The organism is Siccirubricoccus soli, from assembly GCF_024178315.1.
Taxonomy (GTDB): domain Bacteria; phylum Pseudomonadota; class Alphaproteobacteria; order Acetobacterales; family Acetobacteraceae; genus Siccirubricoccus; species Siccirubricoccus soli.
Map to the genome: position 1 here is coordinate 26,858 of NZ_JAMZIK010000129.1, position 16,197 is coordinate 43,054.

Annotated in this window: 13 protein-coding genes, 1 tRNA gene and 2 pseudogenes; 13 read left to right on the top strand and 3 right to left on the bottom strand. The window is 70.0% G+C overall.

Annotated features, from left to right (window positions below; translation table 11 throughout):
• Positions 1 to 32: 32 nt before the first annotated feature.
• Complete coding sequence (locus NJ376_RS29415) at positions 33 to 767, bottom strand: HugZ family pyridoxamine 5'-phosphate oxidase (protein ID WP_252955072.1); 735 nt, start codon at positions 765 to 767, stop codon at positions 33 to 35.
• Between the two features lie 99 nt (positions 768 to 866).
• Here NJ376_RS29415 and NJ376_RS20060 point away from each other — a divergent pair, with 99 nt between their 5' ends.
• The 10 genes from NJ376_RS20060 (at position 867) to coaE (ending at position 10,001) form a co-directional block, all read left to right on the top strand.
• Positions 867 to 1,568 (top strand): response regulator transcription factor, encoded by a 702-nt coding sequence (locus NJ376_RS20060; protein ID WP_252955073.1) that lies wholly within the window; start codon positions 867 to 869, stop codon positions 1,566 to 1,568.
• A 31-nt stretch (positions 1,569 to 1,599) separates the two neighbouring features.
• The gene (locus NJ376_RS20065) at positions 1,600 to 3,318 is read left to right on the top strand and encodes a stimulus-sensing domain-containing protein (RefSeq protein WP_252955074.1); all 1,719 of its coding nucleotides are present in this window, start codon (positions 1,600 to 1,602) and stop codon (positions 3,316 to 3,318) included.
• Between the two features lie 58 nt (positions 3,319 to 3,376).
• Positions 3,377 to 3,754: a DUF423 domain-containing protein gene (locus NJ376_RS20070; protein WP_252955075.1), complete on the top strand. Its 378-nt coding sequence runs from the start codon at positions 3,377 to 3,379 to the stop codon at positions 3,752 to 3,754.
• Positions 3,751 to 4,671 (top strand): SAM-dependent methyltransferase, encoded by a 921-nt coding sequence (locus NJ376_RS20075; protein ID WP_252955076.1) that lies wholly within the window; start codon positions 3,751 to 3,753, stop codon positions 4,669 to 4,671. The genes NJ376_RS20070 and NJ376_RS20075 overlap by 4 nt, the downstream gene beginning before the upstream one ends.
• Positions 4,672 to 4,943: 272 nt before the next feature.
• Positions 4,944 to 6,227 carry a hypothetical protein gene (locus tag NJ376_RS20080; RefSeq protein ID WP_252955077.1) on the top strand — a complete coding sequence of 428 codons (1,284 nt, stop codon included), beginning with the start codon at positions 4,944 to 4,946 and terminating at the stop codon, positions 6,225 to 6,227.
• Positions 6,228 to 6,457: 230 nt separating this feature from the next.
• A complete protein-coding gene (locus NJ376_RS20085; protein WP_252955078.1) occupies positions 6,458 to 7,108 on the top strand; it encodes a hypothetical protein in 651 nt (216 codons plus the stop codon).
• Positions 7,109 to 7,302: 194 nt separating this feature from the next.
• Complete coding sequence (locus tag NJ376_RS20090) at positions 7,303 to 8,223, top strand: NAD(P)-dependent oxidoreductase (protein WP_252955079.1); 921 nt, start codon at positions 7,303 to 7,305, stop codon at positions 8,221 to 8,223.
• 82 nt (positions 8,224 to 8,305) lie between these two features.
• Positions 8,306 to 8,392, top strand: a tRNA-Leu gene (locus NJ376_RS20095).
• A gap of 182 nt (positions 8,393 to 8,574) precedes the next feature.
• Positions 8,575 to 9,414, top strand: a complete 840-nt coding sequence (locus NJ376_RS20100) for a shikimate dehydrogenase (RefSeq protein WP_252955080.1) — start codon at positions 8,575 to 8,577, stop codon at positions 9,412 to 9,414.
• Entirely contained in the window at positions 9,411 to 10,001 is a 591-nt protein-coding gene (coaE, locus tag NJ376_RS20105) for a dephospho-CoA kinase (RefSeq protein WP_252955081.1), read from the top strand. Before NJ376_RS20100 ends, coaE begins: the two co-directional genes overlap by 4 nt.
• Positions 10,002 to 10,423: 422 nt before the next feature.
• On the opposite strand, the pseudogene tnpC reads toward coaE, so the two are convergent.
• Positions 10,424 to 11,078: pseudogene (gene tnpC / locus NJ376_RS20110) on the bottom strand (IS66 family transposase); the annotation flags it as partial.
• Between the two features lie 999 nt (positions 11,079 to 12,077).
• On the opposite strand from tnpC, the gene NJ376_RS20115 reads away from it, so the two are divergent.
• The 3 genes from NJ376_RS20115 to NJ376_RS20125 are packed head-to-tail and all read left to right on the top strand — an operon-like array spanning position 12,078 to position 15,558.
• On the top strand, positions 12,078 to 13,700 hold the full coding sequence (locus NJ376_RS20115) for an ABC transporter substrate-binding protein (protein WP_252955082.1): 1,623 nt from the start codon (positions 12,078 to 12,080) through the stop codon (positions 13,698 to 13,700).
• Positions 13,701 to 13,712: 12 nt separating this feature from the next.
• A complete protein-coding gene (locus NJ376_RS20120; protein ID WP_252955083.1) occupies positions 13,713 to 14,699 on the top strand; it encodes an ABC transporter permease in 987 nt (328 codons plus the stop codon).
• A 1-nt stretch (position 14,700) separates the two neighbouring features.
• Positions 14,701 to 15,558 (top strand): ABC transporter permease, encoded by an 858-nt coding sequence (locus NJ376_RS20125; protein WP_252955084.1) that lies wholly within the window; start codon positions 14,701 to 14,703, stop codon positions 15,556 to 15,558.
• A gap of 170 nt (positions 15,559 to 15,728) precedes the next feature.
• Here the strand turns inward: NJ376_RS20125 and NJ376_RS20130 are convergent.
• Positions 15,729 to 16,197 (bottom strand): annotated as a pseudogene (locus NJ376_RS20130) (hypothetical protein); the annotation flags it as partial.

Below are 16,197 nucleotides of genomic sequence, written 5' to 3' on the forward strand. Positions count from 1 at the left end.
GCGCCGTCCAGGGCGATCAACGCAAGCCTGCGTCAACCTTCATTGGACTTGTGCGCCGCCCGGGCCGCCTTGCTGGCGGCTACCAGCGCCCGCCGCACCGCCGCAGCATCCGCGACCGGGGCCGGAAAGGCGAGGCGCAGAACCATGTGCTCCATCACGAAGTCGGCACCATCCACATCCACCGCCGCCATGCGCCAGGGCCCCTCCGCCCCGCCGAGCAGCCGAGTGCAGATCAGCCGGCAAGCCTCCGCATGGTCGCTGTTCATGTGCTCCAGGATGCCGGGCTCCGCCCCTTCCAGGGCGGCGACCGCGACAGGGTCCGGGCGCAGCTCGACCAGTTTCAGCCTGGTGGCCCGGGCGAAGCCGCCGACCAGCAGCGCTCCGCCAGGCTCCACCCGCCACAAAGCGAAATCGGCAAAGTCGGCGTAGAGCGCGGCATAGGGGTGGCGGTCCAGCCAGCGCGCCTTGAGCGCCGCCGCCTCGCCCTCCGGGACCGGCGCCGCCTGCCCGGTCAGGGTCACCCGGGGCGCGGTCTGCGGATTCGGTCCCTCTGCCGCCCCGGTGAAGAGCAGGCTGCAGCGCCCCTCCGCCCGGAGCTGCCTCGTATGTTCCGACAGCGAGGAGAGCAGCAGCAGCGGCGAGAGGTCCGGCGCCGTGGCCGGAGTGACGAGGCTGGCGAAGGGCTGGCCATCCGCCTGGGTCGCCAGGGTCGCCGACCGGGCCGCCCGGATCAGCTTTCGTGCCTCGAAGGCGGGATCGTCGCTCACCCCTCACCCTCCCCCATCGGTTGTGCCACAATCCCGCACCATATCCCGTGCAGACTCCGTAGACAGTGGCCGCCTGCCGGCTCGGGAGACATGCTGATTATGCCCGCCACGATCGCCCTGGTGGATGACGACCGCAACATCCTCACCTCCGTCTCCATGACCCTGGAGCAGGAAGGCTTTCAGGTGCGCACCTACACGGATGGCGAGAGCGCCCTGCAGGGGCTGCTCGCCCGCCCCGCCGACCTTGCCGTGCTGGACATCAAGATGCCGCGCATGGACGGGATGGAGCTGCTGCAGCGGCTGCGCCAGCGCACCGCCATGCCGGTGGTGTTCCTCACCAGCAAGGATGAGGAAGTGGACGAGCTGATGGGGCTGCGCCTCGGCGCCGACGACTACATCACCAAGCCCTTCAGCCAGCGCCTGCTGCTGGAGCGCATCCGCGCCCTGCTCCGTCGCAACGAGGCGAGCCGGGCGGAGGCCAGCGGCCAGCCCGCCGGCGGCATCATCCATCGCGGCGACCTGCTGCTGGACGAGACCAAGCATACCTGCACCTGGAAGGGCCACGACATCCAGCTCACCGTCACGGAATTCCTGCTGGTGAAGGCGCTGGCACAGCGCCCCGGCATGGTGAAGAACCGCGACCAGCTGATCGATGCCGCCTATGGCGAGAACATCTATGTCGATGACCGCACCATCGACAGCCATGTGAAGCGGGTGCGCAAGAAATTCCGCCAGGCGGACGAGAATTTCGCCCAGATCGAGACGTTGTACGGCATCGGCTACCGCTACAAGGAAAGCTGATCGGCCTCTCCGGGCCGTGCAGGACGAATGAATGCCCGATATCGGCGTAGCGCGGGAGGCGACGCAGACTGACCCGCCGGTGGTGCGGGTGCGGCGGCGCTGGGTCTCGCCCCTGCTGCGGCGCATCCTGCTGCTGAACGTGCTGCCGCCGGCCCTGCTGGCCGCCGCCATGCTCTACCTGGACCAGTACCAGAACGGGCTGCTGGCGGCCGAGGTGGAGGCGCTGCGCACCCAGGCCCGGATCTATGCCGGCGCCATCGCCGAAGCGGCGACGCGCATCCAGGACGACCGGGCGGTGCTGGTGCCGGAAGCCTCCCGCCCCCTGCTGCGGCGGCTGGTCGATCCCTCCCCCAACACCCAGGCCAAGCTGTTCGACAATACCGGCCTCGTCGTGGCGGACAGCCGGGTGCGGGAAGGCCCGGCCGGGGCCGTCGTCACCCAGCCCCTACCGCCACCCGAGCCGCGCGGCGCCTTCTCCGCCGGCGTAGCCGGCCTCTATGACCGGGTGCTCGGCATCCTGCCGCGCGCCCTGCTGCGGCACGATGTCCGCGACGACGTCTTCGTGGACCAGACGCCGGACGCCCCCTCCTTCGACTGGCAGCCGGAATTCGGCCCCGCCGGCAGCCAGGGCGCCGGCAATGACCGGCGGGAGGAGCTGCGCCTCGCCCTCGAGGGCGGGGTCCGCCCCTATATCCGCCGCACCGCGGATGGCCGGCTGCTGGTCTCGGTGGCGGAGCCGGCGCGGCGGGCCAACCAATCCGTCGGCATCGTCCTGCTGACGCGGGAGGCGCGGGAGGTGGACCGCCGGCTGTTCGAGATCCGCGCCAGCGTGCTCGGCATCTTCGGCATCGCGCTGGTCGTCACCGTCGCCCTCTCCATCTACCTGGCGCAGACCCTGGCCAACCCCATCATGCAGCTTGCCGGCGCCACGGCGGCGATGCGCCAGGGGGAGGGCCGCAGTGGCAGCGTGCCCGCCCCGCTCCTGGCGCGGGGGGACGAGATCGGCATCCTGGCGCGGGACCTCCAGGCCTCCGCCCGCGCCCTCTGGGCCCGGATCGACACCAATGAACGCTTCGCCGCCGATGTGGCGCATGAGCTGCGCAACCCGCTGACCTCCGTGCGCTCGGCCATCGAGACGCTGCGGCGGATCGAGAATCCGGAGCAGCAGAAGCGGCTGCTGGCCATCATCGCCGAGGATGCGGTGCGGATGGACCGGCTGATCGCCGACATCGCCGACAGCTCCCGGGTGGATGCGGAGCTGTCCCGCACCGTGGCCGTGCCGGTGGATGTGGCGCCCATCCTGGCGACGCTCGCCGAGCTGCACAATGCGACGCGGAGCGGGGAGGAGGCACCGAGCGTCCGGCTGGAGGCCCCGGCGGAGGGGCTGGTGGTGCGCGGCGTGGAGGGGCGGCTGGTGCAAGTCTTCCGCAACCTGCTGGGCAATGCCCTCTCCTTCAGCCCGGCCGGCGGTACCGTCTCCGTGCGGGCGCGCCGGGCCGGCCGGGAGGTGGAGGTGGTGGTCGAGGATGAGGGCCCCGGCATCCCCGAGGCCAAGCTGGAGGGTATCTTCGAGCGCTTCTATTCGGAGCGCCCCAGCGGCGAGCGCTTCGGCCAGCATTCCGGCCTGGGGCTGTCCATCAGCCGGCAGATCGTGGAGGGGCTGCGCGGGCGGATCGGCGCGGAGAACCGCCGGGACGCGGAGGGCAAGGTGCTGGGCGCCCGCTTCGTGGTGCGGCTGCCGGTGGGGTGACCCGATGGGGAAGGCGGTGGCAGTCGCTAACGCCCCGGCCCAGGGCTAATTCCCCGCCATGTCCACCCTGCACCGTCCCTGGCTCCTCCTCGCCGCCCTGCTCGGCCTCACCGCCGTCGGCCTCGCCGCCTGGGCGGCGCATGGCGCGCCCGCCGTGCTGGATGAGGTCCATCTCGGCATGCTGGAGCGCGGCCTGCAGATGCAGGGCTGGCACGCCCTGGCGCTGTTCGGCACCGCGCTCTGGGCGGAGCGCCGCCCCGGCCTGCTGCCGCAGCTCGCCGCCACCGCCTTCGGGCTCGGCGCCATCCTCTTCTGCGGCGCCGTCTACAGCCACGCCCTCCGCGACGTCTCGCTGGGCCGGGTGGCGCCGATCGGCGGCATGCTGCTGATGGCCGGCTGGGCGCTGCTCGGCGCCTCGGCCCTGGTCCGGCGGTGATCGGCGCCGCCTATCTGGCGGATGCGGGCTTCGAGGCGGTGCTGGCCGAGGAGCTGGCCCTGGCCGGGCGCAGCATCGCCGCCTGGCATGGCCGCCTCGCCCTCTCGCCGGAGCCGCCGCACCCGGCCATCTGGGCGCTGGAGGTCTGGACCACGCCGCAGGAACTGCCCGCCCCCTCGGTGAAGGCGGCAGCCGATGCGCTGCGCGCCATTCAGCGCAATTGGGCGCTCTACGCCGCCCTGCACCACCGCCGGGCGGCGCTGATCGAGGCCCGGCTGCCGCCGGTGAAGGCCCGCCCCCTGCGCTTCCCTGAACCGGCACCGACCGGCCATCTCGGCGCCTGGACCCTGCTGGCGCCGGACCGCCTGCTCGCCTCCCCGACCAAGACCAGCCCCTTCGTCAACGGCGCGGTGCAGTTCCTTGAGGACAAGGAAGGCCCGCCCTCCCGCGCCTATCTGAAATTATGGGAGGCGCTGACCCGTGCCGGGCGCTGGCCGGGGCCGGGCGAGACCTGCCTCGACCTCGGCGCCTCCCCGGGCGGCTGGAGCTGGGCGCTGGCGCAGCTCGGCGCCCGGGTGATCGCGGTGGACAAGGCGCCGCTCGACCCCGCCGTGGCCGCGCTGCCCAATGTGGAACAGCGGCTGGAGAGCGCATTCGGCCTGGACCCGCGCGAGATGCCGCCGGTGGAGTGGCTGTTCAGCGACGTCATCTGCTACCCGGCGCGGCTGCTCGCCCTGGTTCGGCGCTGGCTGGAGGCGGGGCGGGCGCGGCATTTCTGCTGCACCATCAAGTTCCAGGGGGAGACCGACCACACGGCGATGGCGGAATTCGCCGCCATCCCCGGCGCCCGCCTGTTCCATGGCGCCCACAACAAGCATGAGGTGATGTTCCTCCGGCTCGGCGAAGCCGAGGCCTGACCGCCTGCCCGGGCGTTCGCGGCAAGGCGGTGGTGCGGATGGCCGGGCGTCGCCGCCGCCCGGGGTGGTGCCGGCTGACCGAATCTCGTTTCCGGTACCAGGCTACCGGAAAGCGGCACCCACACCATGCCGCCAAACACATAAATATTTCTTAATGAAGATATGTCTCCCGTTATCTTCTGCAATTTGAATCCCTGCGCCCTCTTCATTCACGATACTCTCTTTCTTCTTTGAAGAAGATCATATGAATACACTGACATGAGGAAACGAACATGGCATTCATACTTGGCCCGGCCCAAGGCCATGGGCAGATCGACGGCACAGATGGCAACGACGTCCTGATCGCACGGGGCTCTCACAATACGATCACGGATGATGGCGGCCGCAATATCGTCATCAGCGGCGATGGCGGCCATGACAGCCTGCATCTCGGCATGCCGGCAGACCCTCTCCTGCCACTCCCGCCACCGGGCACGCCGACTCTTTCGGACGCCGTGTTGCTGCGGGGGGAAGGGAATACGCTGCTCGGCGGCGAAGCGGATTTCAGGATCCTCGGCCTGCATGGCGGCAACCACATCACCCTCGGCAGCGGCAGCAACGACCTGCGGCTCTTCGGCGAGCACAATTCGGTGGAGCTCGGCCGAGGGGATGACAGCATCCATTTCTTCGGCGGCCATGCCAGCGTGGTGCAGCACGGCCTGGCCTATGGCGGCGCCGGGACCACCACCATCCAGTTCACCGGCACCGGCAACAGCCTCTCCGTCATCAACGACACGCCGGCCGCCCTCGGGCCGGCCCGGGCGAATGTCGTGATTACCGGCGGCGACGGGCAAGGCAGCTTCGGCTTCGCCGGCGCCGGCACCTTCTCGCTCCGCACCCATGGCGAGCAGAACGAGGTCTCTACCGGCACCGGCCGCTTCGACATCGCGCCGGGCGATGGCCACGACATCGTCCATCTCGGCTTTTCCGCGCGTGGCGGCGGCGCGAGCGGCACCATCACGCTGAACGGCACGCACAACACCATCGACGGCTCGGCCGGCAGCGTCACCGTCACCGGCGGCGATGGCCACACCACGCTGGATTTCCGCAACGGGTTCAGCTCCAGCCTGAACCTCATGCTCGGCGGCTCGCACAACTCGCTGACGAACAACATCCCCACCGGGGGCACCATCGACATGGGCGAGGGCGACGCCACGCTCAGCCTGTTCGGCAACAGCGCCACCATCACCTTCCACGGCGCGGGCAATGTCGCGACGCTCGACAACGCCAACCACGGGACCATCAACGACCGGTCGGACGGGTTGCGGCTGAACGTGTCGAGCACCCCTGGCCTCTTCTCCTTCACCGAGACCGTCGAGAATTTCGGCGCGGATCGCGGCGCGGTGGTCGCCCTGGATGCCGAGACGACGGGGTATGCAACGGCCCAGAGCGCCTATGCCGCCCTGCATGGGGACGGGATGGGCAATACGGTGCTGGACCTGCCCAATGCCGGGGAGCTGGTCTTCGCCGGGCTGAGCCCTACGGCGCTGCACGAGGACAATTTCCTCATCGCCTGACCGCGGGCCGGACAGGGAATGCCGAAGGATGCCGGCGCGCCGGCCGCGCCTCCCGCCGGCATCCCCCTTGCCCGCGGCCGGCCAAGGCCGCGGCGCGCAGGCCGGGCGCGAAACCCGACGGCCTGCGCGATCGGGCAGGGCTGGCACGCCGGGTGCAGCGTCCCGCCGCGGTGTCCGCGGGACACTGCCGGCCTTGCCGGCCGGCTTCATCTGAGCGCAGGAGAATTGCCATGCAGGTCTCCGGCGGGGGCGGCATCACCCCCCCGAGCATGCAGGTCTGGCGCAGCCAATTGGAGCGCAACACCTTCAAATCTCCGGGTTCCGGCCGGAATGACGGGGCGCGTCCGGAGGCGGCGGAGGCGACGAAGGCCCGGCTGAAGGAGCTGCAGGAGAAGGCGGCAGAAGCTGCCGCGGCGGCAAATTCGGCCGATGCCACCGGCGCTGCCTTCGCCAGGCTCGACCGCGACGGCGATGGCAGCCTCAGCGAGGCGGAGCTCGCGGCCGGGCTGGCGGCGAAGCGCAGCCAGGGCCGGGAGGGGCCGCAGCACCGCCAGGGCGCAGGGATGCCGGGCGGCCTCGGCGGTGGGCTGCTGGCCCAGCTTCTTCACCAGACGGAGGAGCCCGCATCCGCTGCCGGCGGCACCTTGCCCGCGCTGCTGCGCCGGACCGATCGCAATTGCGACGGGGTGATCACCCAGGCAGAGCTGCGGGCCTCGGCGGAGGGGAATGGCGGCCAGCCTCCGGCGCCGGGCGGCCAGGGCGATGCCGGCGGCCAGGGCGGCCTCGGCAATGCGCTGATGGCGCAGCTCTTCGGCCAGGAGGCGGGCCGTGGCCTGCCGCCGGCCTCCGGAAGCGGCGGGGCTGGCGTCCTCGCCGCCTGAGGCGGCGGCTGCCGCTCCGCGGCCGGCGGCCCGCCGGGCCACCCCGCGGCAACGGCTCCGCCATGGGGCCGGGGCCCGCCCCCCCCGGCAGCCGGTGCCCGTCCCGCGCCCGCAGGGGCGCCGTGCCACCCGATTCCGCCCCCGCACGAATCCCTTTAGGATGCGCCCCGACTCAGCCCGGGGAGCCCTTGCCGATGCGCGCCATCTTCGTCGATGCCAATGAATCGCTGGCGGAGGTGACGGAACGGCTGGTCCGCCCCGGCGACCCGCCGGTCGCGATCAACCGCAATGCGGAGATCACCCCGGCGGAGCTGCCGAAGCTGCTGGCCGGCCATGCCATCGCGATCGACGACCACACCCAATTCCCGGTGGACATCGTCAGGCAGTGCCCGGACCTGAAGCACATCGTCTTCCTCGGCACCGGCGCGCGCAGCTACATGGACCCGGAGGCGCTGAAGGCCGAATGCGGCGTCGAGGTCCATATCATCAAGGGCTATGGCGACACCGCCGTGGCGGAGATGGCCTTCGCCCTGCTCTGGGACGCCGCCCGGCAGACCGCCATGATGGATGCCGCCATCCGCCGCGGGGAGTGGCCGCGCGTCGTCGGCATGCAGCTCACCGGCAAGACCATCGGGCTGATCGGCACCGGCGGCATCGGGGCGGAGATGGCGCGGCTCTGCGCCGGCATCGGCATGAAGGTCATCGCCTGGAACCGCTCGCCCAAGGCGATCCCGGGCGTGGAGTTCGTCAGCCTGGAGCGGCTGCTGGCCGAGAGCGACGTGGTCTCCCTGCACCTGCTGCTGAACGACGAGACCCGCGGCTTCCTCTCCGCTGCCCGGCTGGCCCAGATGAAGCGTGGTGCCATCCTGGTGAACACGGCGCGCGGCGCCATCGTGGACGAGGCGGCGATGATCGCGGCGCTGCAGAGCAGGCAGCTCGGCTGGGCCGCCCTCGACGTTTTCGTGCAGGAGCCGATGCCGGCGGGCCATCCGCTGACGAAGCTGCCCAATGTGACACTGACCTCCCACGCCGCCTTCCGCACCCCGGAGGCGAGCGACAACCTGATCGGCGCCGCGCTCGGCCACTGCCGGCGGATCGTGAAGGAGGGGATGTAGCGGCGGGGCGGGCGGCGCCGTACCGACCGCGGAACTTTGCTCTTCAAGCCCGGGCAGTGCCATGCCACATCTGGCGGGCGGGGCGGGCGTGGCGAAACGGTAGACGCATGGGTCTTAAAAACCCAGGTCCAATACGGATGTACGGGTTCGAGTCCCGTCGCCCGCACCAGCCCGGTTGCGCGACGCCGCCCGACTGGGCCCCTTGCCCTGGCCGGTCGCCGCGCCGGAGGCGGCAGCGGCGGGCAAGCGCCTACGGCCCTTCCCGATTCCGGCGGCCATTGGCCCCTGCCCGGCCCGCCATCGCATCGCCACGGCATTGACCGCAACCCGGCCGCCGGCTTTGCATGGCGCATGACGATTCTCTCCGGCCATTCGCGCCTCGCCGGCATCCTGGGCTGGCCCGTGGCGCATTCCCGCTCGCCCCGGCTGCACGGCTTCTGGCTGCGGCGGCACGGGATCGATGGCGCCTACATGCCCCTGCCGGTGCGGCCGGAGCGCTTCGCCGACGCCGTGCGGTCGCTGGCCGATCTCGGCTTCGCCGGGGCCAACGTCACCATCCCGCACAAGGAGGCCGCCTTCGCCGCGTGCGACCGGGTGGATGCCACGGCGCATCGCGCCGGGGCGGTGAACACCCTGGTCTTCCGGGACGGCCGGATCGAGGGCTCCAACACCGATGGCTTCGGCTTCCTGGCGCACGCCATGGCCTCCGTCCCCGGCTGGAGCCCGGCGGCCGGCCCGGTGGTGGTGCTCGGCGCCGGCGGCTCGGCCCGCGCCATCGCCGCGGCGCTGCTGGATGCCGGCTGCCCGCGCCTCACCCTGGTGAACCGCACCCCGGCGCGGGCGGAGGCGCTGGCCCAGGCGCTGAGCGGCCCGATCGAGGTGGCCGACCGCCCGCCACTGGAAGGCGCCGCGCTGCTGGTCAACACCACCTCCCAGGGCATGCAGGGCCAGCCGCCCCTGGTGCTGGATCTGGCGCCGCTGCCCGCCACGGCCATCGTCGCCGACATCGTCTATGTGCCGCGGGAGACCGGGCTGCTCGCCGCCGCCCGGGCGCGGGGACTGCGCACCGTGGACGGGCTCGGCATGCTGCTGCACCAGGCGCGGCCGGGCTTTTCCGAGTGGTTCGGCACGATGCCGCAGGTGGACAGCGAGTTGGAGGAATTCGTCGGCGGGGACATCCCGCTCAGATGAAGATCATTGGCCTGACCGGCGGGATCGGCATGGGGAAATCCACCGCCACCGCCACCTTCCGTCGCCTCCACGTGCCGGTCTTCGATGCCGATGCCGCGGTCCACAGGCTGCAGGCGAAGGGCGGCCGCGCCGTCGCCCCCATCGCCGCCGCCTTTCCTGGCACGGTGAAGGAGGGCGTGGTGGACCGGGAGGCGCTGCGCCGCGCCGTGCTGCCGGACCCGGCGGCGCTGACCCGGCTGGAGCGCATCATCCACCCGCTGGTGCGGCGGGAGGAGCAGCGCTTCCTCGCCGCCGCCCGCCGCCGGGCGGAGCGGCTCGCGGTGCTCGACGTCCCGCTGCTGTTCGAGACCAAGGGCCAGGGGCGCTGCGACCTAGTGGTGGTGGTCTCCGCCCCAGCCGCCGTGCAGCGCTGGCGGGTGCTGCGCCGCAAGGGCATGACCCCGGCGCGCCTCGCCGCCATCCTGGCGCGGCAGACGCCGGATCGGGTGAAGCGGCGGCTGGCGGATGTGGTGGTGCCGACCGGCCTGTCCCGCCATTTCGCCCAGCGGCGCATCAGGCAGCTGGTGCGGGAGGAGGCGCAGCGATGAGGCATGTGGTGCTGGACACCGTTAGGGAGCAATAGCAAGGGTTGTCCGCTTTGTCCTGTAAATGCCTAGGGCGCGCGACGACGGCGTTTAGGGTTCAGTTGCCGACTCTGTCCTTGGAGCGGCCCCCAATTCGACCGGACAGGCGGCGCAACCGTGAGGGCCTAGGTTCAAGCCTAGGCATGCGCCTATGTCGAAGCCCATCGAGCGCGCCTCGCTGGAACCGGAAATAGCCGGTGCCTTCTGCTCAACATTGCGGTCGGTCACGAGATCGCCGTGACCAGCAGCTATCCAGACGCCTAGAGCGTTTTCGGTTTACATGCGTTCACCGAAAACGCTCTACGCCTTTGTTTGCAGAGCAGATTCACGCCTTCGGGCGATGCCGCCCTACGGCGATCTGCTCTAGTTGGCAGGCAATGCGGCCCGGCTGCATTATTCGTCAAGCAGACCCGGCCGTCGTCGAGGAACCGGGTGAACGCCTCCCAGCTTGAGGGCGTAGTCCAGCGTCTTGGCGACGTCGTTGTGGCACGGTAGCCTCCCCTTGGTCTCGAGCATCCAGGCGCGGAGATCGGCGACGAGCGGGGCTACGCCGATCTGGCGGTGCTGGAGCCGGTCGGCTGCCGGGCACCCGTTCACCGCCCGCTCGGCGTCGAACACCCGATCGGTGCGCCGCACGGCCTCGGCGGCGAGCGGGCCTCGGGCGACCTCGGCCAGCTCGAATGCCTTGCGCCGGAAGTGTGCCCAGCAAGCCGCCTCGGTGATCGGCCCTGGCTTGCGGTCGGAGCGGCAGAGCTCGCCGAACCCGGCATAGGCGTCGGCCTGGAGGATCCCGCAATATGGGGGCAGGTGCCGTCTCGGGTGCTCGGCCGAGCGGTCACGCGAGAAATGGAACACGGCCGCGGGCGGGGCTGGTCCGGCAAAGGGCCGGTCGTCCCGCACATAAGCCCAGAAGTGGGCCGCGACCGTCCTGCCGCGGACGAGCAGCGGGACGGTGGTGTCGTCCCCATGCAGGCGCTCGGTCGCGAGGATATGGGCCTGGATGAGGGCATGGAAGGGCGAGAGCACGGCCGCATCTCGCCCGCCAGGACGCACCAAAGCGCGTGCCTCAACCTTCCCCGCCGCGGCGGGTCCGACCCACGCGGGCGGCGAAGCCGATGACCTGCGAACGCGGGCCTGCGGCTCCCAGTCTCAATCCGGTAAAAGCGCCAGCACCACCAACTGCAGGCCAGGGGAGACGACCCCTTCCTGTGCGCGAACGAAATCGGCCAGCCTGGGTTCCTGCCCCGGTGGGAAGGTTGGATGGATGAAGTTCGCACCCCAGCCCAGCCACACAGCGTCGCCGACGCAGTCCGTCCGGCCAAGGTCTTCGCGCAATACCTCCCAAGCCAGCCCGGAACATGCTCGCGGCAGCCGGACTGAGATACCGGGCGTCAGGACCGCTGGGCCGCCCGGCGCGGCGGACAGACACGAGCTGGCTCGCTGGCATCAGCGGGCCCTGCGTAAGCGGTCATATGGCAGGCGCGGCAGTGCGCACTGCTCCATCTTCCTGTTATGAGTTGAGCCATGCATATATTCACTTATCTCATAGGCGCAATTCCACCCGCCACAAACTCAGTCTGTGCAGTTTCGGCGCGTTGCGCCCTCGTTTCGGCGTCTCGCAAGCGTTTTATGCGCTCTGTCCGGTTGTCATGGCCCACCTTGCAGCTTGCCTGTCAGGAACCTGGGCATGAGCGGCGCTTCCAACGCCCCCTTCTGCGAAGAACGAATTTTCTTCGTATTTCTCCCGAGCGCTTTGACAGCTCATTGGGGTGCGTTATTGGCATGCGTTAGGGTGCACAGAGAGACGTGGTGCATGGTCTGACAATGTCGCGCGTGACCAGGTAAAAGCGGAAGGTTAAAAGGTCCGCTGTACTGATGTACTGCCTCTTCGTAACACGCCCTTCGCGCGGATCCGCAAAAGATCGCGGCGCATATCCATGTGGCTAAATCTAGGGTTGCGCCATGTCCGGCCGTGAGGCCAGAGCTCTCCCGCCTGCGCTCTTGACGACGCCGCCTGTACGCTAGAGGAAGACAACCCAGATGGGCATCATCCATGACGCTGGCCAGAATGCAGCGATCGGCCTGCCCGTGACCCGCCGCCTTGCCCTGCTTGGGGCCTCGGCCCGCGCTCTGGCGCCGTACGGGCTGCGCGCCGAATCCCGGCGCGGCGGCACGCTGACCATCGCTCTATCCAGCGAACCGACCGCGCTCGTCTCTGCCACCACGGTCGTCACACCGGCTCTTAGCGTCTCCGGCAAGGTAACCGAGGGGCTGCTGCGATACGATTTCGACTTAAATCCGCAGCCGGAGCTGGCAACGGAATGGAACGTCTCGCCGGACGGGCTGCGCTACGTCTTCCGGCTCCGCCCAGGCGTAAAGTGGCACGACGGCAAGGATTTCACCGCCGCGGACGTCGCCTTCTCCCTGCTGCTGCTGAAGCAGGTCCATCCGCGTGGTCGCAGCACCTTCGCCAACCTCACCGAGGTGCTGACCCCCGATCCGCTGACGGCGGAGGTGCGCCTGTCCAGGCCTGCGCCCTATCTCATCAAGGCGCTGGCCGGCGCCGAGGCGCCCATCCTCCCGAAACATATTTACGAAGGCACCGACGCTGCCTCCAACCCGAACAATGCGGCGCCGATCGGCACGGGCCCGTTCATTTTCAAGGAATGGGTGCGCGGCAGCCACGTGATCTATGCGCGCAATCCGAATTACTGGGACGCGCCCAAGCCCTATCTCGATCAACTCATCATCCGCTTCATCCCCGACGCCGCGGCGCGCTCTGCCGCCTTCGAGACGGGCCAGGTCGATCTCGGCTACCGCACGCCGGTCGGGCTCGCAGATGTAGAGCGGCTGCGCCACCATCCGGACCTGCGCTTCGAGACGAAGGGGAACAGCTACTCCTTCAACGTCACCAAGCTCGAGTTCAACCTGGATAACGAGTATTTCCGCCATCTCAAGGTGCGGCAGGCGGTGGCGCACGCCATCGACCGCGAGTTCATCGCGCGCGTCGCCTTCTTCGGCAACGCGGTGCCCTGCGCCTCGCCGATCGCGCCGGGGCTACGGGAGTTCCACGACCCGACGCCCTCGCCCTATCCCTTTGACCTGGCCAAGGCCGAGAAGCTGCTGGATGAGGCGGGCTTCCGCCGCGGCGCCAACCGCACCCGGTTCCGCGTGCCGCTGGACTTCAACCCCGTGCTCGACGAGGCGCGGCGGCTGTCCGACATCCTGCGGGCGACCCTCGGCCGCATCGGCATCGCGGTGGATATCCGCGCCCAGGACACCGGCAGCTTCGTGAAGCGCGTCTATACGGACCGAGACTTCGCCTTCACCACCAACGGGCTGAGCAACCTGTTCGACCCCACCGTCGGCGTGCAGCGCACCTACTGGTCGAAGAACTTCATCCGCGGCGTGCCCTTCTCCAACTGCACGCACTACGCCAACCCGGAGGTGGACCGGGTGCTGGAGGCGGCGGCGGTGGAGAACGATCCGGCCCGGCGCGTCGAATTGTTCCGTGAATTCCAGCGCATCGTCGCGGCCGAGGTGCCGGACATCAACATCGCCTCGCCGGTCTTCCTGACCATCTACAACAAGCGCGTCCATGACCATTCGCTGACCGCCAATGGCATCGAGGCCAATCTGGCGGATGCCTATGTCGATGCCTGAGGGAGCCGCCGCGTGAGTCTCGCCTACCGCACCGGCAGGTCGCTGCGCCGCACCCTGGTGCAGGCAGTGCCGACGATCCTCGGCATCGTCATCCTGTGCTTCCTGCTGCTGCAGCTCATGCCGGGCGACGTGGCGGATGTACTGGCGGGCGAATCCGGTGCGGCGACGGAAGAGACTCTGGCGGCGATCCGCAGCCGGGCCGGGCTGGATGATCCGATCCTGCTCCAGCTCGGGCGGTATCTGTGGCGGGTGGCGCAGCTCGACCTGGGCTACTCCACCCGCTTCGGGACGCCGGTCTCGCAGCTCATCCTGGAACGGCTGCCCAACACGCTCGTGCTGATGCTCGCGGCGCTCGGCCTCGCGCTCGGCCTCGGCATCATTGCCGGCTCGGTCATGGCGATCCATGCCGGGCGCTGGCCGGACCGGGTGTTGCAGGTGGTCGTGCTGTTCTTCTACTCGACCCCGGGCTTCTGGATCGGGCTGATGGCGATCGTCCTGTTCTCGGTGAAGCTCGGCTGGCTGCCGAGCGGCGGCAGCATGACCATCGGCATCGCCCCGACCGGCCTCGACTTCCTGCGGGACCGCCTGCCCTATCTGGTGCTGCCGGCGCTTGCCATGGCCTCCTTTTTCATTGCGGTCTATGCGCGGCTCACCCGGGCCACGATGCTCGAGGTGCTGCAGCAGGACTACATCCGCACCGCGGTTGCCAAGGGGCTGTCGCCCCTGGTCATCCGGATGCGGCACGCCCTGCGCAACGCCCTCATCCCGGTGACGACGGTCGCGGGCATGCATCTCGGCAACCTGCTGGGCGGCGCGGTGGTGGTGGAGACGGTCTTCAGCTGGCCCGGCATGGGGCGCCTGGCGCTGGAGGCGGTGACCGGGCGGGACTTCAACGTGCTGCTCGGCGTGCTGCTGCTCTCCTCCATGCTGGTCATCCTGACCAATGCCGCGGTCGACCTGTTGCAGGCATGGATCGACCCGCGCACCGACCTCTCCTGACATGAGCCTGGACAATTTCTGGCGGCGCCACCGGACGCTGCGCGCCGCGCTGCGCAACCTGTCCTTCACCGCGGGCATCCTGATCCTCGCTTCCGTGGTGCTGGTGGCACTCAGCGCCCCCTGGCTGTTCCCGGGGGACCCGCTGGACATGGTCGGCATGCCGGCGCTGTGGCCCGGCGAGGATCCCGCCTTCCCCCTCGGCACGGACAGCCTTGGCCGCGACGTGGCGGCCGGGCTCGCGCATGGGGCGCGGGTCTCGCTGCTGGTGGGGGTCAGCGCGGCCGGCATCGGGCTGCTGATCGGCACCGCCATCGGCGCGGCCGCCGGCTATAGCGGCGGCTGGGTGGACGATCTGCTGGTGCGGGTCACCGAGCTGTTCCAGACTGTGCCGGCCTTCCTGCTGGTCATCGTCCTTGTCTCGATCCGCGAGCCCTCGGCGCCCGCCATCGCGGTGGCGATCGGCGTGGCGTCCTGGCCCACGGTGGCGCGGCTGGTGCGAGCGCAGTTCCGCAGCCTGCGCAGCGCGGATTTCGTCGCGGCGGCGCTGGTCTCGGGCGCCCGGCCGTCGCGCATCATCCTCCGGCACATCCTGCCGAATGCGCTGCCGCCGATCGTCGTCACGACTTCGGTGATGGTCGCCAATGCCATCCTCACCGAGGCGGGGCTCTCCTTCCTCAACCTGGGCGACCCCAACTTGGTGAGTTGGGGCAGCATGATCGGCGACGGGCGGCAGCTCCTCCGTACCGCTTGGTACCTGACGGCACTGCCTGGGGCGGCGATCGCGCTTACGGTCATGTCCATCAACCTTGCAGGCGATGGGTTGAACGACGTGCTCAACCCACGTTCGGGGAGCCACTAGCTTTGCGGAGACCGCGGGACGTGCTGCGCGGGGCGAATCTTGCGTGATAGTGGGGAATGGCAGCGAGCCGAGCCTGAGGCTGCACGGCTGCCGGGCCTTGTGTGCTGCGGCAAGCGCGGACCGAGGGGGCACGCGCAGGACCGCTCGCACGCTTTCTCCCGCCCGGACGGTTATGGGATCCGCCGCTTCGTCACCGCCACGGAAAGCGTGGCCGGCCTGAGGTCGAAGGTGGCGGAGGGCGAGATGTTGCGCGCCATCACCCGGACCGTGTTGTTGGTCCAGGCCGCGGCGTCGAGCTCGGTGAAGCGGGTCGAGGAGGCCAGCGCCGCATCAGCCAGGTCGCCTTGCCGACAGCCGGTGACTGCCACGTCGAGCAGGCTAGTGGCGCCCGGGGCCAGGTTCGGCAGGTCCCAGGAGACCTCGGCGGCAAACTCCCGCTGGCCCACCGGCAGGTTGGGCGTGCCGCAGAGCAGCGCCGGGGCGTGCTCTGGCAGGCCGTAGAGCCGCAGCGCCTCGAGCTCGATCTGCCCGTCGAAGCCGACAATGCCGATCTGGGCATAGGCGACCGCCTCCGCCAGCCGCACCGTCATCCGCCGGTTCAGGGAGGCGTCGGCCATCACCGCGCCGCCGGTCCAGGCC